General features: G+C 63.8%; 15 protein-coding genes. 7 read left to right on the top strand and 8 right to left on the bottom strand.

Annotated elements, in window-relative coordinates; all coding sequences use genetic code 11:
• The gene (locus tag P2869_RS21220) at positions 1-1,500 is read right to left on the bottom strand and encodes an aldehyde dehydrogenase family protein (RefSeq protein ID WP_126876468.1); all 1,500 of its coding nucleotides are present in this window, start codon (positions 1,498-1,500) and stop codon (positions 1-3) included.
• 304 nt (positions 1,501-1,804) lie between these two features.
• Between P2869_RS21220 and P2869_RS21215 the strand changes: the two genes are divergently transcribed.
• The gene (locus P2869_RS21215; RefSeq protein WP_126876469.1) at positions 1,805-2,452 is read left to right on the top strand and encodes an XRE family transcriptional regulator; all 648 of its coding nucleotides are present in this window, start codon (positions 1,805-1,807) and stop codon (positions 2,450-2,452) included.
• Positions 2,453-2,666: 214 nt separating this feature from the next.
• On the opposite strand, the gene P2869_RS21210 is transcribed toward P2869_RS21215, so the two are convergent.
• Together P2869_RS21210 and pcaQ are read right to left on the bottom strand one after the other, a co-directional pair.
• Entirely contained in the window at positions 2,667-3,782 is a 1,116-nt protein-coding gene (locus tag P2869_RS21210) for a VOC family protein (protein ID WP_017777424.1), read from the bottom strand.
• Positions 3,783-3,976: 194 nt separating this feature from the next.
• A complete protein-coding gene (gene pcaQ, locus P2869_RS21205; RefSeq protein WP_277599458.1) occupies positions 3,977-5,047 on the bottom strand; it encodes a pca operon transcription factor PcaQ in 1,071 nt (356 codons plus the stop codon).
• A 123-nt stretch (positions 5,048-5,170) separates the two neighbouring features.
• Here pcaQ and pcaH point away from each other — a divergent pair, with 123 nt between their 5' ends.
• Both pcaH and pcaG read left to right on the top strand, forming a co-directional pair.
• Positions 5,171-5,875, top strand: coding sequence for a protocatechuate 3,4-dioxygenase subunit beta (gene pcaH / locus P2869_RS21200; RefSeq protein ID WP_017777422.1), 705 nt, complete (start codon positions 5,171-5,173; stop codon positions 5,873-5,875).
• Positions 5,876-5,878: 3 nt separating this feature from the next.
• Complete coding sequence (gene pcaG, locus P2869_RS21195) at positions 5,879-6,466, top strand: protocatechuate 3,4-dioxygenase subunit alpha (RefSeq protein ID WP_277599457.1); 588 nt, start codon at positions 5,879-5,881, stop codon at positions 6,464-6,466.
• 185 nt (positions 6,467-6,651) lie between these two features.
• On the opposite strand, the gene P2869_RS21190 is transcribed toward pcaG, so the two are convergent.
• The gene (locus P2869_RS21190; protein ID WP_017777420.1) at positions 6,652-7,230 is read right to left on the bottom strand and encodes an NnrU family protein; all 579 of its coding nucleotides are present in this window, start codon (positions 7,228-7,230) and stop codon (positions 6,652-6,654) included.
• A 238-nt stretch (positions 7,231-7,468) separates the two neighbouring features.
• Between P2869_RS21190 and P2869_RS21185 the strand changes: the two genes are divergently transcribed.
• The 4 genes from P2869_RS21185 (at position 7,469) to P2869_RS21170 (ending at position 11,208) form a co-directional block, all read left to right on the top strand.
• Positions 7,469-7,855: a hypothetical protein gene (locus P2869_RS21185; RefSeq protein WP_277599456.1), complete on the top strand. Its 387-nt coding sequence runs from the start codon at positions 7,469-7,471 to the stop codon at positions 7,853-7,855.
• 42 nt (positions 7,856-7,897) lie between these two features.
• Complete coding sequence (locus P2869_RS21180; RefSeq protein ID WP_277599916.1) at positions 7,898-8,443, top strand: GNAT family N-acetyltransferase; 546 nt, start codon at positions 7,898-7,900, stop codon at positions 8,441-8,443.
• Between the two features lie 430 nt (positions 8,444-8,873).
• Positions 8,874-10,724 carry a peptidase S10 gene (locus P2869_RS21175; protein ID WP_277599455.1) on the top strand — a complete coding sequence of 617 codons (1,851 nt, stop codon included), beginning with the start codon at positions 8,874-8,876 and terminating at the stop codon, positions 10,722-10,724.
• A 70-nt stretch (positions 10,725-10,794) separates the two neighbouring features.
• Positions 10,795-11,208, top strand: a complete 414-nt coding sequence (locus tag P2869_RS21170) for a hypothetical protein (protein ID WP_026121971.1) — start codon at positions 10,795-10,797, stop codon at positions 11,206-11,208.
• Positions 11,209-11,305: 97 nt separating this feature from the next.
• Here the strand turns inward: P2869_RS21170 and P2869_RS21165 are convergent, their stop codons facing one another.
• From P2869_RS21165 to P2869_RS21150, 4 genes are all read right to left on the bottom strand, one after another.
• On the bottom strand, positions 11,306-12,115 hold the full coding sequence (locus tag P2869_RS21165) for a class II aldolase/adducin family protein (RefSeq protein ID WP_277599454.1): 810 nt from the start codon (positions 12,113-12,115) through the stop codon (positions 11,306-11,308).
• A 195-nt stretch (positions 12,116-12,310) separates the two neighbouring features.
• Complete coding sequence (locus P2869_RS21160) at positions 12,311-12,568, bottom strand: H-NS histone family protein (protein WP_026121970.1); 258 nt, start codon at positions 12,566-12,568, stop codon at positions 12,311-12,313.
• Between the two features lie 322 nt (positions 12,569-12,890).
• On the bottom strand, positions 12,891-15,077 hold the full coding sequence (locus tag P2869_RS21155) for a TonB-dependent siderophore receptor (RefSeq protein ID WP_277599453.1): 2,187 nt from the start codon (positions 15,075-15,077) through the stop codon (positions 12,891-12,893).
• Positions 15,078-15,292: 215 nt separating this feature from the next.
• Positions 15,293-15,610, bottom strand: coding sequence for a hypothetical protein (locus tag P2869_RS21150; RefSeq protein ID WP_017777412.1), 318 nt, complete (start codon positions 15,608-15,610; stop codon positions 15,293-15,295).
• Positions 15,611-15,649: the final 39 nt, after the last annotated feature.

The raw sequence follows: 15,649 nt of genomic DNA, 5'->3' as shown, positions 1-15,649 counted from the left end.
TCAGCCGATATTGAAGTCGATGCCCTGCGCAAGCGGCAGCGCGGACGAGTAATTGACCGTGTTGGTCGCACGACGCATGTAGCCCTTCCACGCATCCGAGCCCGACTCGCGGCCGCCGCCGGTTTCCTTCTCGCCGCCGAACGCACCGCCAATTTCCGCGCCGCTCGGTCCGATGTTGACGTTGGCGATGCCGCAGTCGCTACCCGTGGCCGAAAGAAAGCGTTCGGCCTCGCGCAGGTCGGTTGTGAAGACGCACGACGACAGACCGTGCGACGCCGCGTTGTTGGCCGCAATGGCTTCGTCGAAGTCGCGATAGCGCATGACGTAGAGGATCGGCGCGAAGGTTTCCTTGAGCACGATCGCGCTTTGCGCCGGCATTTCGACGAGCGCCGGACGCACGTAATAGCCGCCTTCCAGGCCCTTCACGTCGACGCGCTCGCCGCCATGCACCTTGCCGCCTTCGGCCTGCGCCTGCTGCAACGCTTCCTGCATGCGCGCAAACGACTGGCGGTCGATCAGCGGTCCCATCAGCGTGCCCGTTTCGAGCGGGTTGCCGATAGGCACCTTGCCGTAGAGCTGCTTGAGACGATCCACGGTTGCGTCGTAGACGCTCTCGTGCACGAAGAGCCGCCGCAGCGAAGTGCAACGCTGGCCCGCCGTGCCGACTGCGGAGAACAGGATGGCGCGCAGCGTGAGGTCGCGGTCCGCGCTCGGTGTCACGATGCCGGCGTTGTTGCCGCCCAGCTCGAGAATGGAGCGGCCGAAGCGCTTCGCTACTTCCACACCCACGGCGCGGCCCATTTCGGTGCTGCCCGTCGCGCTGACGATCGCGGCCCGCGGGTCGGCAACCAGTTTCGCGCCCACTTCGCGGCCGCCGTGGATCAGGGCAACGAGCCCCTCGGGCGCATCGCCGAATTCCTTCAACACGTCCGTCATGATCTGCTGCACGGCGAGCGCGGTGAGCGGCGTCTTCTCCGAAGGCTTCCACACCACGGCGTTGCCGCAGACGAGTGCGAGCGCCGCGTTCCACGACCACACCGCGACCGGGAAATTGAACGCCGAGATGATGGCGCACACGCCCATGGGGTGCCACGTCTCGCCCATGCGGTGGCCGGGACGCTCGGACGCAATCGTGAGGCCGTACAACTGACGCGAAAGACCGACGGCAAAGTCGCAGATGTCGATCATTTCCTGCACTTCGCCCAGGCCTTCCTGAAGGATCTTGCCGGCTTCGAGCGACACGAGGCTGCCGAGCGCCTGCTTCTTCTCGCGCAGACGGTCGCCGAGCAGACGCACCAGCTCGCCGCGGCGCGGCGCGGGCACGCTGCGCCAGCGGCTGAAGGCGTCCTGGGCGCGCGCCAGCACGGCATCGACATCGGCCACGGTGTGGCTCGCGACGCGGCCGATGAGTTCGCCCGAGATCGGCGAGTGGACCTCGATGTCGCCGGACTGGACAGCCTGCGCAATGCCGAGATCGGCGAGGATGGTCGAAGCGTTCATGGCGTTTCCCTTATTTCCGATAAGAAACAAACTTGCGTCCGGCGACTATACACGCCGTGCCCGGCGACGGCAATGCCGAGATTGCTGCGCATTCATCATAGGCGTTGGGCAAAAGCCTTGCCAGCACGTCTGTCGCGGCCAATCGGGCAGGATCGGCGCGCCCTTCGCGCCCTTCCCGCCACTTCGCGAGACGCCCCAGCCCCCCGATTTCCGGTCCAGGCCTCGCGTTTCCTATAGGAACAAAATCCGATGTTATGATCGGCAACACCGCGCGCCCGGAGCGGCGCCTGCATCGATTGCGCTTATGGACACCAACCTCACCAAACCGGCCGAATCGTCCACGACGGACTTGGGCCGCCGCGTGCGCGCCGCCCGCGTGGCGCAAGACCTCACGCTCGAAGTGGCGAGCCGCCTGTGCGGCGTATCGCGCTCCACGCTCTCGAAGGTGGAAAACGGCCTGATGTCGCCCACCTTCGATGTGCTGCAAAAGATCGTGCTGGGGCTCAAGATCGATCTGGCCGAGCTATTCGGCTCCACGCCGAAGCTCAACGCAAGCGGCCGGCGCGCGATCACGCGCAAGAACGCGGGCCAACGCCACGCGTATCGCGGCTATCAGATGGAAGTGCTGGCCACGGACCTCGCGCACAAGGCCATGCTGCCGTTTCGCATCCGCATCACGGCGCATACGCTGGACGCGTTCGACGACTGGGGCCGCCACGAAGGCGAAGAGTTTCTGTATGTGATCAGCGGCAGCGTGTGCCTGTATTCGGAGCTGTACGCGCCCACGCAACTGGAAGCGGGCGACAGCATCTACTTCGACAGCCGCACGGGCCACGCGGCGGTTTCCACGAGCGAGGAAGACGCCGAAGTGTTGTGGCTGGCCACGGGCGCTGATGTGCCACAGTCCGCGCAGGTGGCACCGCCGGCACCCGCTGCGGGCGGGAAGCGCTGAGCTGAGCGGCCCCTTCAGGACTTTCTGTCAGGCCTTCCCTTTAGTTCCTTTCTTTAATTTCTCTCTTTAATTCTTCCCTTCAGGTCGCCTGTTCACGTCGTCCCTTTCATCGTCTCCTTCACACAGCCGCGTTCAGACAGCCTCTTTCACACGGCCGCTTTCAGGCGCCCGCTCCAGCCCGCGCCTTCAGCCCGCCTTTTTCAGCCCGCCTTTGTCAGCGCGCCGCCGCCAGCGCCGCGAGGTTGCCCTCGCCGAACCCGTGGTGTCCCTTGCGCTGCACGATCTCGAAGAAGATTTCGCCGGCGTTGCGCCGCACGAAGGTCTGGAAGAAGAGTTGCGGCGCACCTTTGCCCGTCTCGCCATCCACGAGAATGTGCGCGCGCCGCAGACGTTCGATGTCGAGGCCGTGCCCCGGCAGCCGTGCGTCGATTCCCTCGTAGTAGCGCGGCGGCGGCTCCACGAAGCGCACGCCGTTGGCCGTGAGCGCGTCGACGCACGCGAAGATGTCGTCGGTGGCGAGCGCGATGTGCTGCACGCCTTCGCCCGGATGATCGGGCAGATACTCGTGCATGAGACTCGTGCGCGGCGTGCCTTCCTCGTAGAGCGGAATGCGGATCGCCCCGCACGGCGACACCATCACGCGCGATTCCGCCGAAACGTGCCAGTTCGCGTGCAACTCGTGAATCTCGCGGAAATTGAGCAGGTCGCGATAGAAATCTACCCACTCCTGCATGCGGCCCACGCCCACCGTCTGCGTGAGGTGATCCACGGCGACGAGCCCGCTGCCCGCGTGGCTGAGGTCCGCGTGGGCGGTATCGATATGAATGGGACGGAAGTCGATGTCGAAGATCGAGATGTCGCCCACGCCGCCGCGCTGACCGCCACGGCCGCGCCAGCGGTCCACGAAGTAGATGTGCGAATTGCCGATGCCCTGAATGGCCGGAATATAGAGTTCGCCCTTGCCGATCTTCTCGCCCTCGAACTGCCAGGCGCCCAGTTCCACGGCGCGCTCGAAAGCGCGCTGGGCATCGTTCACACGAATGCCGATCGCGCAGATGCCCGTGCCGTACTCCTCCGCGTAGCGGGCAGCGAACGAATCCGGCTCCGCGTTGATGAGGAAGTTCATCTCGCCCTGGCGGTACAGCGTGACGTTCTTGCTGATGTGGCGCGCAATGGGCTTGAAGCCGAGGCGCGTAAAGGTTTGATCGAGCGCCTGCGGGTCGCGTGCGGCGAATTCGACGAACTCGAGGCCCGCGGTGCCGAGCGGATTGTGCTCGCGGTCCGCGGCGGCGTGCTGGGCGGCGGCGGGATCGGGCAGGTCGCTGGGCATGGTTTCTCCTTGTCGAGGCACTAGATACATCGAAGATGGCAATGCCGCTCGCCTCGCCGGATCGTGTTGCGCGGCGCGGCGCGCCTGCTGCGGTCCGCCGGCGCGCTGCGGCCTGATTTGAACCGTGTTTTTACACCGGCTTCGCGGTCTGCCGCAACTGCAATTTGTACTGTATGGTTCACCCCGACCGCGCTTCAGCGACGGCCGCGCGAACGCCCTGTTTCGGCCGCTGCGGCAGCCCCTGTCGAGGTACGGCGCGGCGCGGTTTTGCGTGCCGGTTTAGCGGCGCGTTTGGTGACGGGGTTGGCTGCGGGTTTGCCCACGGGTTTGCTCAATGAAGCGGCCCGCTCGCGCGCCACGGTGCGCACCGCGTCGATCAGCGCGCGGGCCACCGGCGAAGGCTCGGCATCCGTACGCTGAATGAGTCCGACGGGTTCCTCGGTGCCCGCGTGCGGCATCGGCAGACGCACGAGCGTGCCTTGCTGCAGATCGTGCTCGACGGCGCCGGCCGGTGCAAACCACACCGCGTCGTTCTGCAACGCAAGCAGCCGCGCCACGGAAACCGACAGCATCTCCACGAACGATGACAACGGCGGAACACCCCACGCCTTGAGCAGATTGTCCGCGGCCTGGCGGATGAGCGTGCCGTACGGCGGCAGCACGATCGTGAAGCGATCGAGCGCCGCGTGCAGATCGGCGTGCTCCACAAGCGGGTGGCCCGCACGAACCACGGCGAGCAATGGCTCGCTGTAAAGCTGCTCGAAGCTCAAGCCCACCATGCGCTCGGGGTCCGCCAGCCGCCCCACCGCGAATGCAATCGCGCCCGACTTCAACCGCTCCAGCAACTCCGCGTTCGCCGCCGTGGCGAGCCGCACGATGACATGCGGCCAGTGCGCCGCGAACACCCGCAGCGCGGCCGGCACCAGCGACGGCGCGACCGTGGGTAGCACGCCGATATCGAGCGTGGCCGTGGTCGTGTTGCCGTCGCGCGCGAGCAGATCCACGCCCTGGCGCAGCGCGCTCACGCAGGCGCTGGCGTGTGGCATGAATAGCAGCCCTTCGCGCGTGGGCACGGCGCCGCGCCGGCCGCGCTCGAATAGCCTCACGCCGAGCACCGCCTCCAGTTCGGCGACGGTCTTCGACACGGCCGGCTGCGTGATGGAAAGGCTCTCGGCAGCTTTCTGCACGCTGCCGAACTGCGCCACGGCGAGAAAGCACTGCAGATGGCGGAACTTGACCCGGCTGTCGGCGAGACGTCGTTGCATAACCGTCCGTTATACGAAACGCGAAAAAACGTCATTTTGCATAACTTTCCGGGTTCGATAAAGTCGCATCATCCCGCTGCACCTCATCACCCCCACTCCACAACGATATCAAGGAGACACCCGATGGACGATTCGATTCTGTCCGCGCGCGACTTCCCTTCTCATCCGGCCTACATCGATCCCGGCTATCGGTCGTCGGTGAAACGCGGTCCCACGCGTCCGCTCATTCCGCTGAAAGAAAAGCTGCGCGACCAGCACGCGCCCGTCTACGGCGCCGAAGACCTGGGGCCGCTCGACAACGACCTCACGCGCAATGCAGCCAGGAACGGCGCGCCGCTCGGCGAACGCATTATCGTGACGGGCCAGGTGCTCGACGAAGGCGGCAAGCCGGTGCGCAACACGCTCGTGGAAGTCTGGCAGGCCAACGCCGCGGGCCGCTACGTGCACAAGCAGGACCAGCACGACGCGCCGCTCGATCCGAACTTCCTCGGCGCGGGCCGCTGCCTCACCGACAACGAAGGCCGCTATCGCTTCCTCACCATCAAGCCGGGCGCGTATCCCTGGGGCAATCATCCGAACGCGTGGCGGCCGAACCACATCCACTTTTCGCTCTTCGGCGACTACTTCGGCCAGCGGCTCGTCACGCAGATGTACTTCCCCGGCGACCCGCTGCTCGCGTTCGACCCGATCTATCAGGGCGTGCCTGAAGGCGCGCGCGAGCGGCTGATTTCGCGCTTCTCGCTCGACACCACCGAAGAAGGCTTCTCGCTTGGCTACGAGTTCGACATCGTGCTGCGCGGCCGCAACGAAACCCCGATGGAGCGTTGAACCATGACTCTCAAGCAAACGCCTTCGCAAACGGTCGGCCCGTATTTCGCCTACGGCCTGTGTCCCGAGCAATACAACTTCGACCACAAGAGCCTGTTCACGCCGGCGCTCGTCACGCCCGAAGCGCGGGGCGAGCACATTACGATCATCGGTCGCGTGTTCGACGGCGACGGCGCGCCGATTCCCGACGCGATGCTCGAATTCACTCAGGTCGATAGCGATGGCCGCTATCCGCAGACGAGCCAGGAGGCGAACGAAACGGGCTTTCGCGGCTTTGCCCGCGTGGGCACGGGTACGGATGCGAAGCAGCGCTTCATTGTCGAAACCGTGAAGCCCGGTCGTGCGTCGGACAACGGCGCGCCGCACATCGACGTCACGGTGACGATGCGCGGCGTGCTGCTCCACGCCTTCACACGCATCTATTTCGACGATGAAGCCGCGGCGAACGGACAGGATGCGGTGCTGTCGGCCGTGCCGGCCGAACGCCGCACGACGCTGGTCGCGAAGCGCGAAGAACACGTGGGCCGCGTGATCTATCGCTTCGACATCCACATGCAAGGCGACCGGGAGACGGTGTTCTTCGACGTGTAACGACACGGCGAAAGCGCGGACGTGCACGCTTCGGCGACGCGTCACGCCGCTTTCACGAGGCTTTCACATATCGGGACTACGATGCAGTCCGCGATAACCTGATCGCAAAACTCCGAGACACATTCGGTGCCCGCCTCGCGCGGGCACTTTTTTTATGGGTCTTTCGATATTTTATGCGATGGGTCTCAACCGAACGGGCGCACGCCGATCAGCACGCCGTGCAGCCACAATGCGAAGATCGCCCACGCAACGAGGCCGGCGACCACGCATATCAGGTCCTTCGAGAACCGGCCCGGTGGATAAACGACGTTGGCCGCTGCATCGCGCCGCAGGGCCGCAATGAGGTCCACGACTGACCACACCAGAAACGCGCCGAACAGCACGAGCGCATTGAGCGTGCCGTTGGCCGCGAGGTGCGCGATGGCCCAGAGCATCACGCCCGTCACCATGGGGTGCTTCAGCAGCGACTTGAAATGCGTTTCGGGGACATGCGCCGCGGGAAACAGGATAAACGCAAGCGCCGTGAGCGGCGCAGCGAGATGCGGCGCCCACGGCGGCGGCGTCCACAACACCACGGGATTGTGCCGGGCGAGGCCATAGCCCCACACCAGCAGCACGAATCCGATCAACGACACCACGGAGTACGCGCTTTTCCAACCCTTCTCGCCGAGGCGGGCAATCTGCGCGCGCCGCCAGTCTTCGGCCACGATGCGAACCGAGTGAGCCCCGAGAAAGACCACCAACCCGATAATGAGCACCGACATGTCTAGCACCTCGCGCAGGCTGCATGAAGATGGCGGCGATTGTCGCCCGAATTCGAGCCGGCTGACAAACGGATTTCGGATTTCAGATTTCAGATTTCAGATTTCGGATTTCGATGCACCACTCGCATGCATTGTGGTCGTGCGATTTTGTCGTTGATACTGTTGCGCAGCCGTTCGTGCCATCGCGCCCTTCACCACATACCCAGCGAATGCAAGCGGCATATCCCGGAGCCCCCGCATGGAAACGAACTGGAATCTGATTCGCGAAGTCATCAACACCGCCATCGACAGCTGCGAGAAACTCGAACAGGCGGGTTACGCCGAACAACACCGAGGCATCACCATCGACGTGGGCGGACAGCGCGCCAGCGTACAGGACTTCCTCGTCAGCGCGTGGACGCTGGCGGAAAACGCCCGCTACGAAATCATTCGCGAGCGACACGACCACGGCCTTGATCTGCCGTATGTGCCCGAGACGTCGCGCATTCTGGTGGCCATCGCGACGGCCTGCGCGGAACTGGTCGGCGCAGGCAAGTCGCCGCCCGCCGAAGCGTTCATGCGCGGCATGATCGACTGGTATAGAAACCACTTCGACGCGCACGTCGGCAAGGCTATTTCGTCTTGATGTCGAGAACGCATGGACGACAACCCGAATAAACCACGGCGAATGGCGCCACGGCTAAGCGAAATCGAAATTGCATCGGCACGGCTTTCAATCAAACCGTTTTCCGCCGACGACGCAGACGCCGCGTTCAGCTGCATTACGCCTACCCTCACCCGGTTCATGGCGTGGGATCCACCCGCCAACAAAGAAGCCTTTAATCGCATCTGGCAGCAATGGCAGCTGGCTGCCGCAGAAGGATCGGAGTTTGTCTTCGCGATACGGGAACGCGAAAGTGCAGCGTTTCTTGGCTTGACGGGCTTGCACCGGCTGCACAGCGAACACCCGGAACTGGGCATCTGGATTCGCGAAGATCGCCACCACGAAGGTTTCGGCCGTGAAGCCGTGAGCCTTGTGGCTCGATGGGCAACGTGCATCCTCGGCATACAACGAGGCTTCACGTATCCCGTAGCAGAGGAAAATCGCGCAAGTCGCCGAATTGCCGAAGGGCTCGGCGGCGTCGTGGTCGAACAGCGAATCGAGCCTAAATATCGCGCTGTCGTGTATCACATACCACCGCAGTCCATTGCGCACACCGATCCGCAAGCTTGACGCGAGCGCCGCGTTACACGCGGCATCGCTTTCGTCTGCGCACCAACCACGAGCCCACTGCCACACCCCGACTGTCCGCCGCGAAGCCACGTACAAGAAACCGAACTACAGGCCCGTCACCCCGACTGCGCACACATGGGCGCCGCTTGACAAGGTCATGTGACCCCTCCTATTTTTCCCTTGTCGCGCGTCCTTACCAAATCTTTCTCAAGGCGGCGAAAGCCTCAAAACAGTAGGAGTTACTGACCATGCCTCACGGCATGTAGTTAGTACTCTTATTCATATCGGTCAGTTCAAGCTCAAGGCAGTTGTGAAAGTCGAACGTCAGCCGCAGGTGCCGGCGGGTTCTGCACGCGCTGTCTGTTTCTCATGTGCCCAACCGGCGAACGCGGTCTTGTGTAGTGGTATCTCACCAGTCACAGGGACAGAAATGAAACCAGACCGTAGTTCCAGCGGCAGCCGCGCCATCGCGCCGGCCCGCGCCGGCCGCGCGCGCCGTGGGCGCTGGCTCGCAGTGCCGGGCGCATTGCTCACGAGCGTACTGATTCTTGCGGGTTGCGGCGGCGGCGATAGCGGCTCGGGATCGTCTGCGGCAAGCGCCATGCGCCAGGTGGCCGCAAATCAGGCCGCCGCACAAACGCCTGCGGCCAATCAAGCCAATCAGCCCTACACCGACCCGGTGGCCTACTCGCTCAATGCCAATGACGGTCTGCCGCTTTCGCAGGTGAAGGAACGCGCGGCCGTCATGCATTACCAGTGGACGTCGGGCCAGAGCACCGTCAACTACACGACGACCACCGGCCATCTGACAGCTCTGGATGCGAACGGCAACCCCGAAGCGACCATGTCGTACGTCGCCTATACGGCCCCGAACGCGGACGGCTCGCCACGGCCCGTCACGTTCTTCTATAACGGCGGTCCCGGTTCGTCATCCATCTGGCTGCGGCTGGGCTCGTTCGCGCCCACGCGCGTCGCCACGCCTGACCCGCTGCTCACCAACTGGCCCAACTATCCGCTCGTCAACAACAGCGAGAGCCTGATCGACACCACCGACATGGTGTTCATCGATCCTCCGGGCACCGGTCTTTCCGAAGCGATCCTGCCGAACACGAACCAGAAATTCTGGGGCTGCGATCCCGACGTGAACGTGATGCGCGATTTCATCACGCGCTATCTGACGGTGAACAACCGCAGCAGCTCGCCCATTTATCTGTACGGCGAATCGTATGGCACGCCGCGCACCGACATGCTCGCGCTCGCGCTCGAGTCCTCGGGCGTGCACCTCACGGGCATCGTGCTGCAGTCGTCCATCCTCAACTACTTCGCCGACGCCATCGAGGCCACCGCGATCACGGCATCCACGGAAGGCTTGATGCTGGATACCGATACGCTCGCGGGCTACTACCCCGGCTATGCAGCCGTGGCGGCCTATTTCAATCAGGTCTCGCCACCGCCGCTCGACATGGGTCTCTATGCGCTGCAATCCGAAATATTCGCGACGGGCCAGTACAACCACTTCCAGAAGTATGCGCAGTCGTGGGTACTGAGCCAGCTCGGCATTCCGGACGCGCTCGGCACGCCGGTGTTTCCGGCCACGCGCACGCTGGAATCGTGGCGCTGGCCGTCGAGCCTGACCTTGCAGGCGCTGCAGGGTTACTTCAACGTGAATCCGTTCAATACGGCGCTGCTGCCCGGCACGACGATTGGCCGCTACGACGGACGCGTTTCGCTGCCCAATTCGGACCCGCGTCTGCAGAGCGATTCGGATCCGTCGGACATCCTGATCTCGCAGCCGTTCACCACCGCACTGCAGACGCAGATGCCGAACTACCTGGGCTACCGTGCGCCGAACGCGACATACATGCCGCTCAACGACGCCATCATCCAGGTGTGGGACTTCTCGCATGACGGCCAGCCGCTGCCGGACACGCTGCCCGATCTGCTCGGCGCCATCACGCTCAACCCGCAGTTGAAGGTACTTGCGGAGAACGGCTATCACGATCTCGCCACGCCGTTCTTCAATACGGAAAAGCAGCTCGCGCGGTTGCAAACGGTGCCGGGCATGAATCCGAACCTGCAGGTGAACTTCTTCCAGGGCGGCCACATGATTTATCTGGACGACGTGGCCCGTCCGCAGATGAAGACCGACCTCGTGGACTACTACCGCGGCCAGCCGATTCCGCTCGCACTCTCGCTGTGGACGCTGCCGGCGCCGTGGCCCGACGAGAGCCCGGCCGGCACACCCACGGCCGCCGCAGCACAGACCGCGGCCGCGCAGTAAGCTAAGGAGAAACGCGGGCATCCGTTCGCGCGGGCGCCCGCCCCATCATGCCCTTCTATTGCGAGTGATCATGTCTCCAATCGATATGCTGCGGCGCGTTCTGCCGCTAATCGTGCTCGGCGCCGTGGTCGGCAACGTTCAGGCGTCCGATCTTCAGTCCGTCGCGCCCGTCACGCTGCCCAAAGGCGGCCACGGCGTGGATGGTCCGTTCTTCCCGACCAACCGCCCCGTGCCTGTGGTGCCGTCCACCGGAACCCAGCTCCAGCAGCAGGCCCAGCAACGCATCGAAGCACGCCTCGGCGCCAATACGGTGCTGAGCAACGGCGCTGCCATCACCAAGGCGCAGGCCCAGACGAGCGGGCTCGGGTATATCGCCAAGCACTTCGACCAGATCGATACGTCGCATACGGGACGCGTGTCGATGAGCGACGTCCGGCAGTATCTGCAACAGCAACAGGCACAGTTGCAGCAGAAGCGTCAGTGATGTCGTGCAGGTCGTGAGTACTGTGCGGGTTATGTGATGTTCCGTTCAACGGCTGCACGAGTCGAAGGCAGCCGTTGAACGGACGACGCAGCCCGCGCTAGCTGCGATAGTCGGAAAGCGTGTTGTCGATGAGCCGCAACGCGGCTTCCCATGCGAGTTGCACGATGCCTTCGGCTTCGTCCCGCTGGAATTGACTGGCCGTGAGCTTGCAGACCGCCTCGGAAGGCATCGAGAGTTCCGCGCCGCCCGCCAGCGCCTGGACCTGAATCTGGCAAGCGCGCTCGAGGAAGTAGATCTCCTGAAAGGCAGCCGCCGCCGACGCGCCCCCCGCCAGCAAGCCATGATTGCGCAGGATCATCGCGTTGCATGATCCCAGATCGGCAATCAGCCGCTCGCGCTCGCCGAGATCGAGCGCAATGCCTTCGTAGTCGTGATACGCGAGGTGACCGTAAAACTTCAGCGCGTGCTGGCTGATCGGCAGGAGTCCGTGCTTTTGCGCCGACACCGCCGACCCCGCCGCCGTATGCGTGTGCACGACAAAGCGCAGGTCGGGACGCGCCATATGCACCGCGGAGTGAATCGTGAAGCCCGCGGCATTCACGCGGTAGCGTGCGGGGTCGTCGGATACGGCGGGCTCGACGACGCGTCCGTCGCGGTCGATCTTCACGAGATCGGAAGCACGCATCTCATCGAACAACACGCCGTAGCGATTGATCAGGAAATGGTGCTCGGGACCCGGCACGCGTGCGGTGATATGCGTGTCGATCAGGTCCGTCATGCGGAAATGCGCAACGAGCCGATAAAGCGCGGCGAGATCGCAGCGGGTGGCCCATTCGTCGTCGCTGTAACGCAAGGAAGCCGCAGCCGCTGCGGTCGTGGATGCTGATGAATTCGGGGTGGCCGCCATGCGGAAAGCTCCTGAATCGACTGAACAGCACGCGCGTGCCGTGGTGCAAAATCCCGCCGCGGAATATCCGTCTGCCAAATACTTTTTATTGCCGGGATTCAGCGGAATTGAGCGGCGGTCCTGATACGAAAATAACGGCGGCTGGAATAACGCGCATCACCTATTCGCGAAAACACAGCAATGCGCTTTACCGCTTCAGCAGCGGAAATGCTCCATGTTCTGGCCCGCATTGACCGCCCGGGTCAGCCATTCGGGCCGCTCGCCCTGGCCGTCCCAGGTGTTGCCATATGCATCGCGGTACATGGGGGACTTTTGCGCATCGGCCGCTATGGAGGCTTCAAGGTCTTCCAGCGTAATCCCGAATTCATCCATACGGCGTCGAATCCACACGATCAGCCGTTCGCGCGCCTCTCCGTCGAGGTCGAACATTCGTAAGTCCTCTCGCTCCGTCACGACGTGCCGCATTGTTCCGTGTCGGAAAATGCACGTCTCAAAAGGGTTTTGAATACTGAATAGGACAAAGGCTTCGCTGATGCCAGCGAAGCCTTACTGTTTGTTTTGACGAGGGCGGGGGCGAGACCGCGTTCGATTCGAACCCGCGGTGTGCGTTCCGGAGATGGACTGGATGGGCCGCTCCGCCCGCAAATCAATACCTTGCGCTGTGCCAGATACCGCAAACGGCGCCCATCATACCCTGCGTCAGGCCCGCTTATCAAGGGGTTGTCGCGACGCCCAGGGTCGTGCGCAAGCCCCGCCGGGCAAGGCTCTCACGGCATCAGAAATCGAGCCGTGCGGAGAGCAGAAACTCGCGGCTCTCGCCAATCGTGACGAACGGCAGCCCCGTACAGCAGCTCGACGTGTAGTACGCCGAGTTGAAGAGGTTTTTCGCGTTCAACTGCCACGCAATGGAGCGGCCATAAATGCGCGAATCCCACGCCACGAACGCATCCACCACGTGTCCCCACGGCAGGTGGTACACCTTGCCCGTGCCATCGCCCACTGGCAGGCTGCTGAACACGCGACCGCCCACGCCGGCGCGTACGCGGCCACTCACGGGCGCCTCGCCGACGTTGCCGAAATCGTGCGTGAGGTACAGCGCACCCGCGTGCTTCGGCGCATTGGGCAGCGGATTGCCGGCGAGCTTCGGGTCATCGGCATAACGCGCTTCGGTGTAGGTATAGCTGCCGATCACGCTCCACGTGCTGCTGAGCTTGCCGTTCGCCTCGAGTTCGAGCCCGCGCGAGCGCGCACGCCCTGCATTGCGCGTGTAGTTCACGCCGTTGATGGTTTCCGTGGTCTGGATGTTGCGCTTATGGATGTCGAACAGCGCGACCGACGCCGTGATCCGATCGGTCACCAGCTTCGAGCCCGCTTCCCACGCGTTCGCTTCTTCGGGCGGCAGATCGCCGATAGGCTGCGCAATCGACGTATTCGGCCGGAACGACTGGCTATAGCTCGCATAGACCGACCACGCCGGATCGATCTTGTAGACCACGCCCGCACGCGGCACCACCTTGTCGGCGTGCACGTTGGCGCCGGTCACGAAGGGCCGTCCCTTGCCCGTGAGTTCGCCGAACGACTCGTAACGCAGCCCGCCCATCACGATCCAGCGGTCGCCCAGATGCACCGCGTCCTGCACGAACGCGCCGCGCGAAATGAGCTTGTCGGTCTGGTCGCTGTCGGCCTTCGAGAGCGTACTGGTCTGCGAAAGCAGGCCGTACACCGGCGCATACAGGTTGAAGCTCGAGCTGTTCTTGCCGCGATAAAGGTCGCCCAGCACGCGATAGTTGCGCATGTAATCGACGCCCGCGAGCACGTCGTGCTGCAGCCCGAAAAGCTGCACCTTGCCTTCCAGGTTCAACGTGAGGTTGTGCACGTCCTGCACGCCGTTCTGCGTGCTGTCCACGCGGCGCGTGAGCACGCCCGTATTGAAGTTCGCCGAGAGCACGCGCGCCTGCCAGTCGTTGTAGTAGGTGCGGTTGTAGCCGTAGCCCGCATGCACGGTCCAGTTCGGGCTCAGCTTGTGATCGACGCGCAGGTTGACCGCATCGGAGCGGCCAGTCGAGACGTTGTAGCGCTCGTCGAGCCGTTCGTCGGCGGGAATCGCCACGGGGTTGCCCGTGCGCGTGTCGATCAGCGTGCCGCGGTCGAACGGCACGGAGTAATTCATGTGCTCGTATTGCAGCAGCACTGTCGTATCGCGCCCGTACCAGGCGAGCGACGGCGCGATGGTCTCCTGGCGCGTCTGCCCGAAGTTGCGCCAGTAATCGACGCGCTGATGATCGGCAATCAGCCGATACGCGAGGCCCGACGTGCCGACAGGCCCGGTCAGGTCGATCTGCGCGCCGCCTCCGCCGTACGAACTCGCGAAGCCCGACACCGAATTCTGTGCTTCGAGTTGCGGCTTCTTCGTCACGACGTTGATGATGCCGCCCGGGTCCTGAATGCCGTAGAGCATCGACGCCGGGCCTTTCAGCACTTCGATGCGCTCCGTGGTGGGCGTGAAGTTGCGCGGCTGCACGGACTGCATGCCGTCGCGCAGGATGGAGTTGTCGCGGTTGTCGCCGAAGCCGCGTTTCACGATGGCATCGAGCGTGCCGCCGAGCGTATTACCCATGCGCACGCCGGGCACGGTGGCGAGGGCGTCGGCAAGACTGTCGGGTGCGCGGTCTTCGATCTGCTGCTGGGTGACGACGTTGACCGCTTGGGGCACATCGATGAGCGGCGTGTCGGTTCGCGTGGCCACCGAGGCACGCCGCGGCTGGTAGCCCGTTTCGTCGAGCGGCTTCGATGCGCTGACTTTTACGGCCGGTAATGACGGCGTGGTGTCGGCCTGGGGCGTCCTGGTTTCCGTTTGGGCGTCGCTCACTGCGCCTGTTACGGCGCTACCCGTCACCGCGTCCGCGCGCACGGCCGTTGCCGCCCATCCCTGCGCGACCACGAGCGATGCCGCGCATGCCAATCCTCGGCGCCTCGTGCGCCGCTTGCTGCTTTCCATCCGGTACCCCGAATCCATTTGTAAGTTTTCTGGAAGACGGGGATAGTACCGTTATCGAGAATGATTCTCAATAATTTATTTTCGGGAAGCTGTCTCTGAGTTGAACGAAAGCCTTCGTTGCGGGGACGTGAGGCGTTTGCGGCCCGCAGCGCGGGGCATCAAGCCTCAAGCGTCAGGCCTCAAGCGTCCGGCGACGCCTTCGAAGCCGCTTTGCGCCTGTCCCGGAAGAAATGAACGAGCGCGGCAACGCCGAGCAAGAACATCAGAAAACTGCCGATCGGCAGCGTCATGAGGCCCATCCAGCCCAGCACGCCCATGGACCCCAGCAACTCGCCGAAGTCGTGACCCAGGATCACGCAGGGGTAAAAGCCCGCCTCGTCCAGCCGGCATCCGTTCGCGGTCGCCACGGCGCCGGCAATGAAGACCGAGATGAACGGCGACGCGGTAAATAGGGCAATGAGCCAGAAGGCCAGCACATAGCGTTTGCGGAGGGTCATGGGGCGGTCCTCGAGTTCTTGCGTACGTCTTCGCGCGAT

Origin of the sequence: Paraburkholderia sp. SUR17, assembly GCF_029536165.1 — a bacterium.
Classification (GTDB): Bacteria; Pseudomonadota; Gammaproteobacteria; order Burkholderiales; family Burkholderiaceae; genus Paraburkholderia; species Paraburkholderia kururiensis.
Note: the sequence above shows the minus strand (reverse complement) of the source record. Positions and strands in the feature narration are given on the sequence as shown.